Genomic DNA, 15,725 nt, shown 5'->3' with positions numbered 1-15,725 from the left:
CAGCCGGCGGCGCAGGATAGCTTTCGTCCGACAACCGCGACAGCGCATCAAAGGACATTGCATGCGGGAATTTCCAGAGGATGACATCGCGCCGCTCGCCACCGGCGCCTGGGTGTTGGGCACGGGCGGCGGCGGCAGCCCCTATCACGGCTTTCTGAACCTGAGAAAGCTCTACAGGCAGGGCCACAGGGTGAACGTCATTGGCGCGGAAGAGCTTGACGACGACGCAATGGTGGCCGTCGTGTCCAACATGGGTGCGCCGGTCGTCGGGCTGGAACGGATTGCCGATCCCGCCACACAGGTCGGTGCGATCCGCATGATGGAGCGTTTTCTGGGACGCCGCTTCGACGCGATCATGGCGCTCGAGATCGGCGGCGGCAACGCTCTTCAGCCGTTTACCGCCGCCGCACTGATGGATTTGCCGGTGATCGATGCCGACAGCATGGGCCGCGCTTTTCCCGAAGCGCAAATGACCAGTTTTTCGGTCGGGAAACTTCAGATGTTCCCATTGACGCTTCAGGATATCCGTGACAACGCCGTCATCGTAGAACGCGCCGCCTCCTGGAAATGGATGGAGCGGCTGTCGCGCAAAGCCTGTGTCGAGGTCGGTTCCATCGCCGCCACCTGCAAGGCGCCCCGGTCGGGCGCCGAGGTCAAGACCTGGGGCATCCGCGGCACGGTCGCGAAGGCCGTGCGCATCGGCCGCGCCATCGCGGCCGCACGCGCGGCACATGAGGATCCTGTCGCCGCGGTTGTGGAACAGGAGAACGGCCTGCTGATGTTCACCGGGCGCGTGTGGGACGTCGAACGTAACACCACCGAGGGATTCCTGCGGGGGCGTGTCGAGCTCGAGGGGCTGCAGGGCGACAAGGGCAGAAGGCTCTCAGTCGATTTCCAGAACGAATATACGCTGGCGACCTGCGACGGCACACCGCTTGTCTCCGTGCCGGATCTCATCTGCCTTCTGGACAGCGTCAGCGGCGAAGCGATCGGGACCGAAATGCTGCGCTACGGCCAGCGCGTTTCCCTCATCGCGCTGCCGGCCCCACCAGTTTTCACCTCGCCCGACGGGCTCGCCTGCGTCGGGCCTCGTTGTTTCGGGCATGACATGGATTTCATATCGGTGTTCGCATGAAGAAAATCGGACTGGACGTCGGCGGCACCAACACGGATGCCGTGCTGATCGAGGAAAACCGCGTGATCGCCGCGGTCAAGACGCCGACCACGACGGACGTGACGAGCGGCGTTCTAAACGCAATCGTCGCGCTGCGGAAGAAGGCACCGCTCGACGGAATAGACGCGTTGATGCTCGGGACAACGCATTTTACCAATGCGGTGATAGAGCGCCGCGGGTTGAGCCGCGTGGGCGCGTTGCGCATCTGCCTGCCGTCCTGCGCGAGTCTCACTCCCGGTGAGGATTGGCCCGACGATTTGCGGGAGGCAATCGACCCTATGTGCTTTCTGATCGAAGGCGGGCACGAGTATGACGGGCGTCCCATCGTGGACCTCGATGTGGCCGCCATCGAGGTCGCCGCGCGCGAGATGCGGACCGCCGGCATCACCGCCGCGGGAATCACATCTGTCTTTTCCCCGTTGAACAACGCTTTCGAGCGACAGGCACGGGATATTCTCGGCCGCGTTGCCCCCGAGATCGCTGTCACCTGCTCGTTCGAACTGGGGCGTATCGGCCTGCTCGAACGCGAAAACGTGGCCTTGCTAAACGCGGCCCTCTCCCGGCACGGAAAGGACACAGTGGAGGCCTTCGAGGAGGCGCTGGCCCGCAGCGGGCTCGATGCGCCGCTCTATCTGACCCAGAACGATGGCACGGTGATGAAAGCCGGACGCGCCGCGCGCTATCCTGTTTTCTGCTTCGCCTCGGGGCCCACGAATTCCATGCGGGGTGCCGCGAGCCTGTCGGGCATCGACAACGCGATCGTGGTCGATGTGGGAGGCACCACCAGCGATGTCGGTCATCTGCTGAATGGCTTTCCACGCGAGGCGAACAACGTGGTCGAAATCGGCGGTGTTCGCACTCTGTTTCAGATGCCCGATCTCATCTCCATCGGCATCGGCGGAGGCACTGTCGTGGCACCGGACGGCAGCAGGATCGGTCCGAAATCGGTGGGTTACCGCTTACCTGAAGAGGCGCTCGTCTTCGGGGGAGAAACCCTGACACTGACCGATATCGCCGCACGCGCCGGCACGATCGCATTGGGCGACGTGTCGCGCACCACGGCGCTGGGCACCGAACTGGTGGACAGCGTGCGTCGCGAGGTCGGTCGTCGGATCGAGGAAACGGTGGACCGGATGAAGACCTCTCCCGATCCGGTCACCGTGATCGCCGTCGGCGGCGGCGCCTTTCTGGTGCCTGAATCCATGAGCGGCGTCTCCATGGTCGTTCACGTGGAAAACGGGGATGTGGCGAACGCAGTCGGTGCCGCCTCTGCCATGGTTTCTGGCGAGGTAGACCAGATCGTCACCGGCATGACGCGGCAGGAGGCGCTGGAGCATTGCGAGGCACTGGCGCGCCGTCGCGCGGTGGAAAGCGGCGCCGATCCGGCGACGCTCAGGGTGGTCGAGCGCGAAGATATCCCGGTCAGTTATCTGCCCGGCGATGCGCGGCGTGTCCGCGTGCGTGCAATCGGCTCAATTTCCGTGCAAAGGGCCGATTCAGACCCCGTCGTATGACCCCACATCTCTTGCAAGCTCCTGCGGTTTCGGCTGTCCTGTACCAAATCAAAAGAACAGGGCGCCGGTCGCGCGCACAGCAATATGCCAAGCAGAATTTGCATTGTCACCCTCGGACAATCGCCACGCCCGGGCCTCATCTCGGAAGTGACGGCCCGGTTAGGCCAGGATATCGTCTATGACGAGATCGGCGCGCTCGACGGGCTGAGCCGCGCGGAAATCTCCCGCGCCGGACGACCGAACGGCGACCTGCCGCTGGTCAGCAAACTGAACGACGGCAGCCCGGTCGTTGTTTCGACCAGGTTCCAGAATGAATGCCTCGACCGGGTCATCGGCGAAGCGGACAGGAAGGGCTATGATCTGATCGTCCTCATGGCCAGTGGCGTGTTTCGCAACTTTCACACACAGACGCCGTTCCTGAACGGGCAAATGGCGGTGGACGACTGGATCGCCTCTTTCGTCATCGGACCTGCGCAACTTGGTGTGGTGTTCCCGTTGCGCAGGCAGGCCTCAAATCCGGTCTCGCTGCAGAACTACGGCGTCATCATCCAGAATTCGCGCGCGATCGACTATTCGGGAGAGGCTTCGCGCCTGCGCGAGGTGGCCGGGCCATTGCGTCAAGTCGATCTCGTTCTGATGCATTCCGTCGGCTACTCGGAAAGCATGGCGCAGACATTTGCCGAGCAATGCGGAAAACCCGTCGTGACCGCGCGCCGGGTGATCGCCGGAGCGTTGCATCTGCGTCTGGCAGGTGCCGGCGCCGCTCCGAACGGCCGGACGGTCGGAGCACAGGAAGACGCGCTGATGATCGACCTTCTGCCCGACCCGGAGACACCGCTGACTCCGCGAGAGCGCGAGGTGCTGGCGCTCGCGCTGGACGGACTGGCCAACAAGGTGATCGCGCGCGAATTGGGCATCAGTCATCGCACGGTGGAAGTTCACCGCGCCCGCGCCATGACCAAATACAATGCGACCTCTCCGATGCAGCTTGTCCGTCGCACCATGATCGAGAGGCAGCCCTAAGCCCTTTCCGAAACATCCGGAACATGGATTTTCGGGGGCGACGCAAAGATTTTGATGCAGACGGACGTTCTGCGACCACCCCTGTCACACGTCCATGCATGGGACTACGAGAGCCGCCTTGCGCATACCGTCTACGTGGCAGCCCGCATATTCACCGCCTCTGCAAGCCCGTAGGTTTACGACGGGCGCGCTATCCAACGGAGGAAGGCAGATGAGACAACCCGGCGACAAGATGAGGCTCGGCGCCTTTCTGACAGCGACAGGCCAACACATTGCGGCCTGGCGACATCCGGACGTGCAGGCGGACGGCGGCATCAATCTCCAGGAATACATCCGCATTGTGAAGATCGCCGAGGCGGGCAAATTCGACATGATGTTTCTCGCTGACAATGCCGGGATCTGGGACCGCGAACTCGAGTCGGACGGGCGCAGTTCCCGCGCGGGATATTTCGAGCCGATCACCCTTTTGTCGGCGCTGTCGGCCGTGACCGAAAAGATCGGCCTCGTGGCCACCGCCACCACCAGTTTCAACGAACCCTATACCATCGCACGCAAATACGCCTCGCTCGACCACCTGTCGGGCGGCAGGGCGGGCTGGAATCTGGTTACGTCGGCCAATGCGGCAGAGGCATATAATTACGGGCTTGATGTGCACCTGCTCCATGCCGAACGCTACAATCGCGCCGAGGAATTCGCAGATGTGGTAACGGGTCTATGGGAAACCTGGGAGGACGACGCCCTTCTGTTCGACAAGGAAGGCGGGCGGTTCTTCGATCCCGATAAGCTGAAACTTCTGAACCATGCGGGGAAATACTTCAAGGTGCGTGGGCCTCTGAACGTACCACGCACCCCGCAAGGCCGGCCTGTCATGGTGCAGGCCGGTTCATCGGAACCTGGCAAGGAACTCGCGGCACGCACCGCTGAGGTGGTGTTCACCGCGCAACCCAAACTTGAGGACGGCATCGCCTTCTATGCCGATCTCAAGGGCCGGCTGGCGAGATACGGCCGCACGCCGTGCGAGCTGAAGATCATGCCCGGCCTCTCGCCCGTGGTTGGCGCAACCCGCGAAGAAGCACAGGCCAAGTTTCGGGAATTGCAGGACCTGATCGACCCGGATGTGGCTCTGGGCATGCTGTCGTCGATGGCGGGGCACGATCTGTCCGGCTATCCGCTCGACGGGCCCTTCCCCGATCTTTCAGACAGCGACTCCGGCAAGGGACGCCTGAAGGTACTGACGGATACCGCGCGACGCGAAAACATGACGATCCGCGAACTCGCCAACCACATCGCGGGAACCCGAGGCCACAACCTCGTGATCGGCACCCCGACGGAAATCGCCGATCAGATGGAAGAATGGTTCGCCTCGGAAGCCGCTGACGGCTTCAACATCATGCCTCAGGCCCTGCCCGGCTCGCTCAGCGACTTCGTCGATCTGGTGATCCCCGAGCTTCGGAAACGCGGGCTGTTCCGCGACGAGTACGAGGGCACCACGCTGCGCGAAAACCTGGGCCTGCCCTGGCCGGAGCTTGGCGGCGTCCGGCGCGCCGCGAAACAAGACGCTTCGCTCACTTGACCCCGGCGAGCGGTGGCGGGAGAATTCCTGCGGGTATCCCCCCGAAGGCATCCGCAACAAGATAAAGCCTGACTGCGGTGACGGTCAGGCGGGTCGGTTGGAAAAATGGACGGAGTCACTTCTCAGCCGCCGCGCAACGCGCTGTCGCTTCTGCACCGGTCGGAACTGGAACAGCGGCTTCTCACGGGGCTTGACGGGCAGATTGTGCTGCTTCAGGCACCTGCCGGCTATGGCAAGACGGAAGCCATGGTCAGCCTCTACCGCAGCGCGGAACGGCGCGGACGTGACGCACTTTGGTTGACGGTAACTCCGGATCTGCGCCCCGATACGCTGCATGCGCGGGTGGCGTCGGTGCTGGGGCTGGAAACACAGGCGCTTCCCCAGATCCTCGCCGCGATCCAGCAACGCCCCGCCCCTGTTGAACTCTATCTCGACGATGCGCATCGGATGTCCGACAGCGGGCTGATCACCGGGCTGCTGGACTATCCGCCCGACCAACTCCGACTGGTGATGGCCAGTCGCGACCTACCCGAACTGAGGCTGTCGCGGCTGCGGATGCGCGGGCTTCTGACTGTCATCGGCGCCAACGAACTGGCCTTCAGCCATGGGGAAATGCATCAGCTTTTGCGCCACTGGATGACGCCGGAACAGATGGACAGGATCATCGACACGCTTGCCGGCTGGCCCGCACTCGTCCGGCTGGCGCTGATGGAATGCGAGCGCGGCGCGCCGGAGCTTGAACTGGATGCGCTGGCCGAGGGACAGGCCGGCATCTATCGCGAGTTTCTGGATGAAGAGGTCTTCTCGAGCCTCGCACCCATGGAATGGAACGTGTTACGCGCGGTCAGTGGGCTTGAGAGTTTCACCCCGCGCATCGCCGCCGAGCTTGCCGGGCTCTCTTACGACCACCACGCGTTGCGCCGGATCGAGCTCATGTATCCTCTGGTGCAACCGGAGGAACAGAACGCAGGCTGGTTTCGCCTTTGCCCGGTGGTGGCGCGGGCGCTGGAATTCATCGCCGGATCCGAACCGCCCGAGACGCATCGCGCCCGGCATATCCGTGCCGCCGAACTTTTCGCGGAGAGCGGGATCGTCGAAAAATCGGTGCTGCATGCCTCCCTCGCCGGAGATGTGCACCTGGCGGTGAACACAATCGAGAAAGCGGGTGGCGTCAACCTGTTTCTGCGCGCTGGATATACGGTGCTGCGCGGGATCATCCGCGCTGTCCCGCATGAGGCAGTTCTGGCCGTTCCATCGCTCAGGATTTGCAGGGCAGTCATGCTGGCGAAGGCCGGGCAGATACAGCAGGCACGCACCGTGCTCGACCTTCTGATCGCCGACACCCAGGCCGGCAAGTTTCCGACCAACGAAGCCTGGGTGGCCACGCTTCAGCACATCAGCAGCCTGAACGAGATCTACGAAGACAAGGCGATGGACGCGGCCGGGATCGAACGGCTAAGGGAGCGGGCTGACAGCCAGCGGCAGGAAAATACCTGGCAGCTTGCCTGGATCTACAACCATCTTGCCATCTGCTATACGCGTACAGGCGATCTGGAGGCGGCGCAGTCCTGTGCCGCCCGAGCCCTGTCGCTGTATCAGGAAGAAAGGTCAACCTATCCGCAGGCCTTCATGTTGATCCACCTGGGCTTCATCAACTATAGCGCCAATCGCCCGGAAGCGGCACTCGACCACCTGTCGCAGGCGCGCAAAGCCATCAATGCAAGACATTGGAGCGACGCCAATCTGCTTGCCATCGCCAATGTGCCGCTTGCGGCCATCCGCTTTCTGCAGGGGCAGATCCCGGAAGCGCGCCGGATGCTCGAGCGCGACATGCCGGTTATGGCGCGCGGCGAAGGCTGGGTGGATTTCTATGTGCAGGGCTACGCCGCCCTTGCCAGGGCTCGTTTCATCGAGGACGGCTGGGCCTGCGCCCAGGAATGCCTGCAGGACGGGTTGACGCAGGCTGATGCGCGCGGGCTGCCGCGGCTCCGGCTTTCGCTGAGCATCCTCAGAGCAGAGCTTCTGACACGCGACGGACAGCTGGACGCGGCAGAGACGACCATCCGGCAATGGCCCCAGGTGACGCAGCCCGCAGCATGGCCCACACCGCGCGAACGGCGCGAGGCGCTGTTGGCCATCGGCCGGGTGCGCCTGCGTGAAGGTCATGTCCAGGCCGCCCGCGATTATCTGGAAGTGCTGGCGCTGGACGCCCGCGAGGCGCGATGCTGGGCACTTCTCATCCGCGTTTCGCTTCTTTTGGCCGAAACGCGCGCGCGACAGGGAGACATCGACCTGGCGCTCGATGCGCTGGAGACCGCGGCCGAACTTTCACGACCCGGTCAGCAGGTGCAGCAATATCGTGACGAGGGCTCAGACTTCGCAGAGGTTATCCGCAAGCTCATCCGGCGCAGCGGGCTGAGCCGCCTGAGCCCGACCGCCGCGCAATACCTGTCGGCGGCGGCGGCCGTTCATGGGCGGCGCGCCCGCAACCACAGCCTGTTGAGCAGGCGCGAGGAAGAAGTGCTCGGTCTGCTGGCCGAAGGGCTCTCAAACAAGGCAATCGCACGCAGGCTGGACATAAGCGAACCCACGGTGAAATTCCATCTCAAGAATCTCTATTCCAAGCTTGGAGTCGCCCGGCGCACCCTTGCGGTCTCGGTGGCGCAGGCAAATGGCCTGCTGGATCAGCCCCCTCCCAGTGGTTGATACTTGGCGGACAAGCCGAAGGCGGCGGGGCCGAACACCTTGAGCGCCGCGGGACTGCGCATGATCGGCGGGACGCGAACCCCAAGAATCTCGACCCTCTGACCATAGCGCAGCCGTTCTGTCGGAATGGCCTCGGCAGTGTCCACGTCCAGCACGCAGATCAGGTCAGGCACCACGGCCAGAATGTCGCTGCCCCGCTCGACCACCAGATTTTCGTTCTGGATGCGAATGCGGTAGGGCATTCCCTCCCCGAACGGCGAGATGGTGACGATCCCCACGGACCAGCCGTTCTCAACCCTGCGTTCGATATCCGTCACCTTACCCGATCCCAAACGCTCGGCATGGCCGTAATGTGTGGTGCGCAGGAATACGATGAGATCCGACAGCGGGTCGGTCTTTTCCTTGCGGGCGCGACGCAGCACTTTTCCGATATCCTGTGCCAAGGACATGGTTGCCGGCACCGACACGCGCTTCGCCGTGGCCCCGTCCATCGGATAGTTCACGAGGCTGGCCTGCCCGCCCATGCGGATGCACAGGCCGCGGGCGATGAACTCTGCCCTGCTCGCGCTTCGGGTTCTGACCATGGCGAGATTGCCTTTCTCGTCGGCCATCGCCATCGGCGCGGCGGCGATACCATAAACGTTGAAGGTCTCCATCTCGAGCTGCGGAAAGGCCCGGCCCATGCCGTCGGCATCCACCAGCGGCAGACCGGTCTGCGCGGCAAGAACGATGGGCAGGCAGGAGTTCAGCCCGCCCGCCTCGAACGGCATGATCGCCGTCACCCGGTCGCCGGTCACCTCTTCGTAATGGCGCAGCGCCATCAGCATCTCGTCCCCGGAGGGCACCTTTTCGAGCACGATCGTCGGAGCCCCCATGGCGCCGCAGGTGATGACACGCGCGTCGTCTTGCAGTTCTTCCAGTGAAACAAGCCGCACCGGCCCGTGACTTTGGATGGCGCCGCGCGCCAGCAGCTTGCCGATATACGGATCGCCCCCGCCGCCCGTGCCCAGCACGGCGGCGCCGACAGCGATATCCTCCAGATCCTCCGGTTGCAGCAGCCTCATGCGGAAAGGTCCTCGATTTTGGTGTAGGGTTCCGGCAGTCCGAAACAGGCCGGACCGAACACATCCAGCGCTTCCGGCGTGCGCATGATCTCCGGCACGGAGACGGAAATCACGGTGACCCGCTGGCCATAGCGCAACGCCTCGGTGGTGATAGGTTCGGCGGTCTCGCTGTCCATGATACAGATGAGATCGGGCACGATGGCTTTCACCTCGCCATCCAAACGGGCGATCAGGTTTTCGTTCTGGATCTCGATCTCCATCAGACCGTGATAGCTGCCGAACCCCTCGATCTTCGCCCGGCCCATGGAAAAGCCGTTCTTCGTCTCACGCTGCATGTCGGCAACCTTGCCGGAATAGATGATGGTCGCATAGCTGTAGAGCGTTTGCGGCATGAAGGAGAGCAGCGCCTCGAAGGGGTTCCGGTGGTCGCTCCTGGCCTCGCGCAGCACCCGGCCCACCTGAATGGCCAGGCTCAACGTCCGGGGGACAGCCGTGCGTTTCACCTCCGCCCCCGACATGGCATATTCGGCGATATAGGCCGCGCCGCCCATGCGGATCGCCACGCCGCGCGACAGCCATTCCATCATCCTGTTGTCCGTCGCCTCGATTAGCGCGCAGTCGCCCCATTCATTCGACACCGCCATCGGGCAGCCCGGAACGCCGTAGACGCCGAAGGTTTCCATCTGAAGCTCGGGAAAGGCCCGGCCCATCCCGTCCGCGTCGACTACAGGAAGGCCGAGGCGCGCACCGACGAGCAACGGAATGGTCGAGTTGATGCCGCCGATCTCGATCGGCATCGTATGAGTGGCCTTGCGTCCCAGCCGTTGCTCCAACTGCCGCAATGAGGCTATCGCCTCGTCGCCTGAAGGAATCTTCTCCACCAGAACCGTCGGTGCGCCCATCATCGCGGTGGGAATGACCAGCGCCTCGTCACCGATCTCGTCAGGATCGACCAGGTCGACGCTCAGCCCCTCGTCGAGACATCGCTGGACCATCTGGCGTCCGATATAGGGATCTCCTCCGCCTCCCGTTCCAAGGAAGGCCGCACCGACGGCGAGATCGGCCAGATCTTGTGAATCAAGCTTCATTCCGCGGCCTCCTTCATCGTCAGGTCGCCCACCGCCTTGACCCGGATACGGGTGGCCGAGCCCGGCAGATAAGCCAGCGGCACCTCTTCGATATCCATGATCTTGACGCTGCCCTCGGCCGCGCCTGCCGCCACCGCGTTGGCCGAAGCTTCGGCCCTCGCCTCGTCGAGCACCTCCTCGCGGGAGCGGCCCTCCATGGCGTAGATGCGGTCCACCTCGCCGCCAACTTGTGCGATCGCCGCGCCGATGGCATTGGCGACACCGGAATTTTCCGGACGGATCACCTCGCTCGCCGAGGGCAGATCGCGCGAGATCAGCACTGCACCGCCCCCCACAAGAATGACCGGAAGCCTGTCGGCGGACGTCTTCATGCGATCCACCGCTTCGTCCACCATGCGATGCATGGTAGCGAGCGCGGAGTCGATGGTCGCGGCGGGGATATCTGCAACGCGGGAGGCATCCCCGATAATGGCCAACCCCGCGGCCACCACGATATCTGTCGTCGTCAGGGTGTCCCCGCCGAAGACCCGCGCGTCTTTCGTGATCTCGTATCCCACGGAATCGGGCCCGATCCGCATCCCCTGCTCGCGCACACGGGAGCCTCCGCCAAGGCCGATGGCCAAAACGTCGGGCATGCGGAAATTGGTCCGCACCCCGCCGATATCCACGGCCACGGCGCTTTCGCGCGGGAAGCCTTGCATCAGCATGCCTACATCGGAGGTCGTGCCTCCGACATCGACGACCATCGCATCGCCGATGCCCGCCAGACGTGCCGCGCCGCGCATCGAATTGGTGGGCCCGGAGGCAAAGGTCAGAACCGGATAACGTTCCACATGATCTGGCGTCATGAGAGTGCCGTCGTTCTGGCTGATGAAGAAAGGCGCGGTGATCCCCTTGCCACGTAGCGCGGTGCGGAAACTCGCGACAACCTTGACCGAAAGCTCGGCCAGACAGGCATTCATGATGGCGGCATTCTCACGCTCGAGAAATCCGACGCGTCCGATCTCATGGCTGAGCGACACTGCGATGCCGGGACATTCCTCACGGAGGATTTCGGCCGCGCGCAATTCCATCACCGCTGTCACGGGCGAAAAGACCGAGGTGATCGCAGCGCTGCGCAGCCCCTTGGCCCTGATCTCCTTCGCCACCTCCAACACGCCCATTTCGTCGAGCGGAGCGATTTCGCGGCCGTCGAACTCATGCCCGCCGCGTAACATGTAGGTATGACGCCCCAGCGCACCGGCCAGATCGGCGGGCCAGTCGGTCATCGGCGGCACCCCGCGCGTTGCAGGAAGACCGATACGGACAGCCGCAACCTGCAACAGGCGCCGCCGCTCGACCACCGCATTGGTGAAATGCGTTGTACCGATCATCACGGCGTCGACTGCCGCCGCGGGGACCCCGCTTTCGTCCAGGACGGTGGCAAGCGCGGCGGAAATGCCCGAGCTGACGTCCTCGGTGGTCGGAGATTTGCAGGCCGCAATCACCCGGTCTCCCTCAAGAATGACGGCATCCGTATTGGTGCCGCCCACATCAATGCCGATACGCATTGGCAGGTCCTCTCACTTTCAAAACTTCATGAGTCGCCGGTCTCAACCGGCCGGCAGAAGACGCGCGCGGACGGGCGACCAGCCGATATTCACAAACTCGCCGGGCTGCCACCGGACCAGGTGCACCTGGTTCTGGCGCTCGGCCACCACCTCCTGCCCCGCCAGATCGAGGCGGTAGCGCACCGTCGCCCCCTGATAGGTCTCCCCCAGGACGCGCGCCTGCATCACCGGCACACCCGCCTCCTCGGCCTCGGCCCCCATCAATACATTCTCCGGACGGATCACCAGCCGGACCGCGGTTCCCTTCGGAATGTGATGCCTGACACCCGCCATCAGAACCTGATCCGCGAGTTGCAGGGACGCCCGGCCATCGGCGGCTTCGAGGCAGGTGCCATTCAGAACATTGGACTGTCCGATAAAGGTGGTGACGAACAGGGTGGACGGATCCTCGTATATTTGTGTCGGCGTACCGCTTTGCTCGACACGGCCCCCACGCATCACCCCGATCCGATCCGACATCGTAAGTGCCTCGTCCTGATCGTGAGTGACATAAATCGTCGTGATACCAAGTTCTTGCTGAAGGCTCTTTATCCAGAACTTCATTTCTTCCCGCAGCGCCTTGTCGAGTGCCGAGAGCGGCTCGTCCAGAAGCAGGATGCGCGGCCTCGTCACCAGGACTCGCGCCAGCGCCACGCGCTGCTGCTGCCCACCCGACAAGTTCCGCTGGTAACGATCCTCGAACCCCGTGAGGCCCACCTGCGCCACCGCGGCCTTCACCGCCGTGTCGATCTCCATCCGCGACCGCTTGCGCAGCTTCAGACCGAAGGCGATGTTCTCGGCCACGGTCATATGCGGGAAAATCGCATAATTCTGGAACACAATACCGACATCGCGCTTTTCGGGAGGCAGCGCCGTCACATCCTCGCCGCCAATGACGATCCGCCCGGCGGAGGGTTTGACAAAGCCTGCCACCATCCGCAGGGTCGTCGATTTGCCGCAGCCCGAGGGACCGAGCAGCGCATAGAACTCGCCCTCCTCGATATGCAGCGTTACGGCTTCGACCGCAACGGCCTCCGCATAGGTCTTGGTCAGTTGTTCGAGCCGGATGTCGGACACGGCGCAGCCACCTCGTTCTTTTCGGTTATAGAGGAAAAGCGGCTACCCGGGCCGGGTCACGCCGCCCGGGGAATCACGATCCGAAGATCTCGTTCACGGTTTCGACGATGTCGATTTCTTCGTCCAGGTACGCCTGCCAGTCGGGGATATGCAGACCGTCGGTCGCATCCGCACTGTTGACCACGCCAAGCGCGGCCATCTTCTCGGGGATCACGGCCTCCCGGTTCGAGGGACGCATCCAGAACGTGTCGGCAAAGGCGGTCTGGTAGTCGGCGTCGAGGTAGCGATCGAGCAGCGCAAAGCTGAGCTTCTTGCTCATCGGATCGGCATATTTGCTGATCGTCTTGGTCTGCGTCAGGATGCCCTTGTACTCATCCCAATAATAGAGATCGACCGGAACGCCCTTTTCCTTCTGCAACAGAGCCTCGGCATCGGACTGCACCGCGATCTCGACCTCGCCGCGCTCCACCAGCGTCGCCATGTTGCCCGTGAAATCGGAAATCTTCATCGGCATGGCATCGCGCATCGCCTGATATCCGGCCGCGAAATCCGTCTCGCCCTCACCGAAGGCTGCCGCGGCCGCCATGAAGAACATCATCTGCAACGTGTTGGAGGTGATGTAGGTGCCGCGCTTTCCGGCGTAGTCCTGCAGCCAAAAATCCTTGAAACCCGCCGGCGTCACGCCCGTGTCCGTCCGATAGACGTAGCAATAGCGCGAGAAAGCCCACGTCACGCCGACCCCCGTCTGCGAGGCGAAGTCCCACAGCTTGGCGGTATTCGGCACGTTTGCCTTGATCTCTTCCACATCCATGAAATAGTCGCCCGCCGCGGAGGTCTTGAACATTTCAGGCATGTTCCAGTTGGCCAGATCGACGGGCGGATGCTCCGCCCCGCCAGCGACGAATTTCGGAAACCAGGGAAAGGTGCTGTCATAGCGGATCTGGCAGTTGAAGTCCTTCTGGAATCGATCGAGCAGCAGCGCGTTCTGCGTCTCCTGCCAATAGCCGCCCCATTCGGCCAGGTTCAGCACGGCGCCGCCCGCGTCAAAGACGTCGCCGTCATAGGTCACATCCTGCGACCAGGCGTGATTGATATTGAACAGACTGACCCCGGCGGCGGCGGCGCCGGTCCTGAGCAGGCTACGTCGGCTGAGGCCCTTGTTGGACATCGTCATGGTTCACTCTCCTTGCTGGAAAAGGCCGGTTCAACGCCGGCGCAACATTTTCTTGAGGTTGACGAGGCGGGACGTGAGCAATGTCGAAACGGTGACGAGAAAGATTGCAAAGATCCCCGCCGCCGCGGCCGTAGGTTCGAAGGCGTAGCGCAGCGAGGTGTACATGGCGATCGGCAGGGTTTGCAGATCGGGAGTGGACAGGAACAGCGTCAGTTCGAACTGGCCGAAGCTGACGATGAAGGCGAAGATCGTGCCGGCGGTGATGCCGGACGCGATGTTAGGCAGGGTGACCTTGACGAATGCCTGCGCCGCAGTGGCACCCAAGGCGCGCGCCGCCTCTTCGATGGAAAGATCGAAATCCACCAGCGATGCGGTGACCGTGGCAATCACGAAAGGCATCGTGACCAGGACGTGACCGATCAGCAGGCCAGTCAGGCTACGGGCAAGGCCGATATCCGTCCAGATGTAGAACACATAGAGTGCCAGCCCCAAAACCACTCCAGGCAGGATGACGGGCAGGATGAACAGACCCCGGAGGAGTTCCCGCGCCCTGCTCCTCGTGCGGGTCAGGAACACCGCCGCCAAGGTGCCCAGCACAGTGGATACCAGCGTCGTGACCAGCGCCAGCCCGAAGGACAGCTTGAACGCCGGAAGGAATGTGGGCGAGACAAAGAATCCTTTCACCCAGCGCAACGAGATCCCCTCGGGCGGGAAAGTCAGATATTCTCCGGAGTTCAGCCCTGCCATCACTACGATGGCCACCGGCACGAGCAGGACCAGAAGCGCGAGCCCGGCGAGCAGCCGAAAAGCAAACGGAACGGGATTGATCTCGTTCATCACACGCGACCTCCGGCATTGCGGCGCAGCGCGAGGATGTAAAGCGCCATGGCGAACAGCGATGTCAGGAACAGGACAACCGCCACCGCCGCGCCGAACTGCCAGCGCCCGACCTCCGCGATCTGCTGATAGATGTGGATCGGCAGGGTGATGACCTTCCAGCCCCCCATCAGCGCGGGCACCACGTAGGACGAGATCGCCAGCGCGAAGACCAGCAGCGTTCCCGCATAGACGCCGGGCAGCGACAGCGGCCAGGTGATCGTGCGCATCACATGCCAGCGGGAAGAGCCGAGGCTGCGTGCAGCCTCCTCGAGCGCCGGGTCGATCGACCTGATCGTGCCGATCAGAGACAAGATCATATAAGGCAAGGTCACCTGTACCAGCCCCAGGATCACCCCGAAGGCATTGTACATCAGCGGCAATGGCTCCGATATCAGCCCCAGCGCCAAAAGGCCCGAGTTGATCAGCCCCCGGTCGCCCATCAACACCATCATGCCATAGAGCCGGATCACCATATCGAGTTGCATCGAGGCAAGCACCAGGATGGTCAGCAGCGTCACGACGCCGGGCCGCATGCTTCGGGCGATGACGAAGGCGAGCGGGTAACCGACCACCAGACAGATCAGGGACACCGCCATCCCGATCCAGACCGACCGAAAGATCGCGGTGTAATAGAGCGGGCGGGTGAAGATCCGCTCGTAATTATCCCAACTCAGCCGTCCCTGAAAGGTGAGGACGCCGGGCGAGGCCTCGTCAAAGCTCGATGCGAAGAGCGACAGGACCGGTATCAGGAAGAACAGTACGATGAAAAGGATCGCGGGCACCACCAGCCACCACATGTTCGGCAGCAACCACGCCGGCCGCTGACGCATCCACACCCGATCCGCCGTCAATTCCGCCATCGCA

At 63.2% G+C, this 15,725-nt stretch carries 12 protein-coding genes; 5 read left to right on the top strand and 7 right to left on the bottom strand.

Going from position 1 to position 15,725, the window contains the following annotated elements:
- Positions 1-61 precede the first annotated feature (61 nt).
- From P73_RS11780 to P73_RS11760, 5 genes are all read left to right on the top strand, one after another.
- Positions 62-1,135, top strand: coding sequence for a DUF917 domain-containing protein (locus P73_RS11780; protein ID WP_043869704.1), 1,074 nt, complete (start codon positions 62-64; stop codon positions 1,133-1,135).
- The gene (locus P73_RS11775; protein ID WP_043869703.1) at positions 1,132-2,688 is read left to right on the top strand and encodes a hydantoinase/oxoprolinase family protein; all 1,557 of its coding nucleotides are present in this window, start codon (positions 1,132-1,134) and stop codon (positions 2,686-2,688) included. The genes P73_RS11780 and P73_RS11775 overlap by 4 nt, the downstream gene beginning before the upstream one ends.
- Positions 2,689-2,772: 84 nt before the next feature.
- The gene (locus P73_RS26490; RefSeq protein WP_043869702.1) at positions 2,773-3,711 is read left to right on the top strand and encodes an AroM family protein; all 939 of its coding nucleotides are present in this window, start codon (positions 2,773-2,775) and stop codon (positions 3,709-3,711) included.
- 118 nt (positions 3,712-3,829) lie between these two features.
- Positions 3,830-5,284, top strand: a complete 1,455-nt coding sequence (locus P73_RS11765; RefSeq protein ID WP_245629161.1) for an LLM class flavin-dependent oxidoreductase — start codon at positions 3,830-3,832, stop codon at positions 5,282-5,284.
- Between the two features lie 105 nt (positions 5,285-5,389).
- Positions 5,390-7,990 (top strand): LuxR C-terminal-related transcriptional regulator, encoded by a 2,601-nt coding sequence (locus tag P73_RS11760; protein ID WP_043869700.1) that lies wholly within the window; start codon positions 5,390-5,392, stop codon positions 7,988-7,990.
- On the opposite strand, the gene P73_RS11755 is transcribed toward P73_RS11760, so the two are convergent.
- From P73_RS11755 to P73_RS11725, 7 genes are all read right to left on the bottom strand, one after another.
- Positions 7,969-9,054, bottom strand: coding sequence for a DUF917 domain-containing protein (locus P73_RS11755; RefSeq protein WP_043869699.1), 1,086 nt, complete (start codon positions 9,052-9,054; stop codon positions 7,969-7,971). The genes P73_RS11760 and P73_RS11755 overlap by 22 nt on opposite strands.
- On the bottom strand, positions 9,051-10,142 hold the full coding sequence (locus P73_RS11750) for a DUF917 domain-containing protein (RefSeq protein ID WP_043869698.1): 1,092 nt from the start codon (positions 10,140-10,142) through the stop codon (positions 9,051-9,053). The genes P73_RS11755 and P73_RS11750 overlap by 4 nt, the downstream gene beginning before the upstream one ends.
- Positions 10,139-11,692 carry a hydantoinase/oxoprolinase family protein gene (locus tag P73_RS11745; protein WP_043869697.1) on the bottom strand — a complete coding sequence of 518 codons (1,554 nt, stop codon included), beginning with the start codon at positions 11,690-11,692 and terminating at the stop codon, positions 10,139-10,141. Before P73_RS11745 ends, P73_RS11750 begins: the two co-directional genes overlap by 4 nt.
- 42 nt (positions 11,693-11,734) lie before the next feature.
- Positions 11,735-12,808, bottom strand: a complete 1,074-nt coding sequence (locus P73_RS11740) for an ABC transporter ATP-binding protein (RefSeq protein ID WP_043869696.1) — start codon at positions 12,806-12,808, stop codon at positions 11,735-11,737.
- A 73-nt stretch (positions 12,809-12,881) separates the two neighbouring features.
- Positions 12,882-13,982 carry a type 2 periplasmic-binding domain-containing protein gene (locus P73_RS11735; RefSeq protein WP_043869695.1) on the bottom strand — a complete coding sequence of 367 codons (1,101 nt, stop codon included), beginning with the start codon at positions 13,980-13,982 and terminating at the stop codon, positions 12,882-12,884.
- A 30-nt stretch (positions 13,983-14,012) separates the two neighbouring features.
- Positions 14,013-14,819, bottom strand: coding sequence for an ABC transporter permease (locus tag P73_RS11730; protein ID WP_043869694.1), 807 nt, complete (start codon positions 14,817-14,819; stop codon positions 14,013-14,015).
- The gene (locus P73_RS11725) at positions 14,819-15,721 is read right to left on the bottom strand and encodes an ABC transporter permease (RefSeq protein WP_082033211.1); all 903 of its coding nucleotides are present in this window, start codon (positions 15,719-15,721) and stop codon (positions 14,819-14,821) included. Before P73_RS11725 ends, P73_RS11730 begins: the two co-directional genes overlap by 1 nt.
- Between the last annotated feature and the right edge of the window lie 4 nt (positions 15,722-15,725).

This window comes from Celeribacter indicus (assembly GCF_000819565.1).
In the GTDB taxonomy this organism is placed as follows: domain Bacteria; phylum Pseudomonadota; class Alphaproteobacteria; order Rhodobacterales; family Rhodobacteraceae; genus Celeribacter; species Celeribacter indicus.
The sequence above is the reverse complement of the archived record's forward strand: the minus strand, read 5'-3'. Positions and strand labels throughout refer to the sequence as shown.

Excerpts from the sequence above, each read along its gene's own strand:
- P73_RS11725 (WP_082033211.1), bottom strand. The coding sequence starts at position 15,721 with ATGGCGGAATTGACGGCGGATCGGGTGTGGATGCGTCAGCGGCCGGCG.
- P73_RS11780 (WP_043869704.1), top strand. The coding sequence starts at position 62 with ATGCGGGAATTTCCAGAGGATGACATCGCGCCGCTCGCCACCGGCGCC.
- P73_RS11745 (WP_043869697.1), bottom strand. The coding sequence starts at position 11,692 with ATGCGTATCGGCATTGATGTGGGCGGCACCAATACGGATGCCGTCATT.
- P73_RS11750 (WP_043869698.1), bottom strand. The coding sequence starts at position 10,142 with ATGAAGCTTGATTCACAAGATCTGGCCGATCTCGCCGTCGGTGCGGCC.
- P73_RS11735 (WP_043869695.1), bottom strand. The coding sequence starts at position 13,982 with ATGACGATGTCCAACAAGGGCCTCAGCCGACGTAGCCTGCTCAGGACC.
- P73_RS11730 (WP_043869694.1), bottom strand. The coding sequence starts at position 14,819 with ATGAACGAGATCAATCCCGTTCCGTTTGCTTTTCGGCTGCTCGCCGGG.
- P73_RS11755 (WP_043869699.1), bottom strand. The coding sequence starts at position 9,054 with ATGAGGCTGCTGCAACCGGAGGATCTGGAGGATATCGCTGTCGGCGCC.
- P73_RS11760 (WP_043869700.1), top strand. The coding sequence starts at position 5,390 with ATGGACGGAGTCACTTCTCAGCCGCCGCGCAACGCGCTGTCGCTTCTG.
- P73_RS11775 (WP_043869703.1), top strand. The coding sequence starts at position 1,132 with ATGAAGAAAATCGGACTGGACGTCGGCGGCACCAACACGGATGCCGTG.
- P73_RS26490 (WP_043869702.1), top strand. The coding sequence starts at position 2,773 with ATGCCAAGCAGAATTTGCATTGTCACCCTCGGACAATCGCCACGCCCG.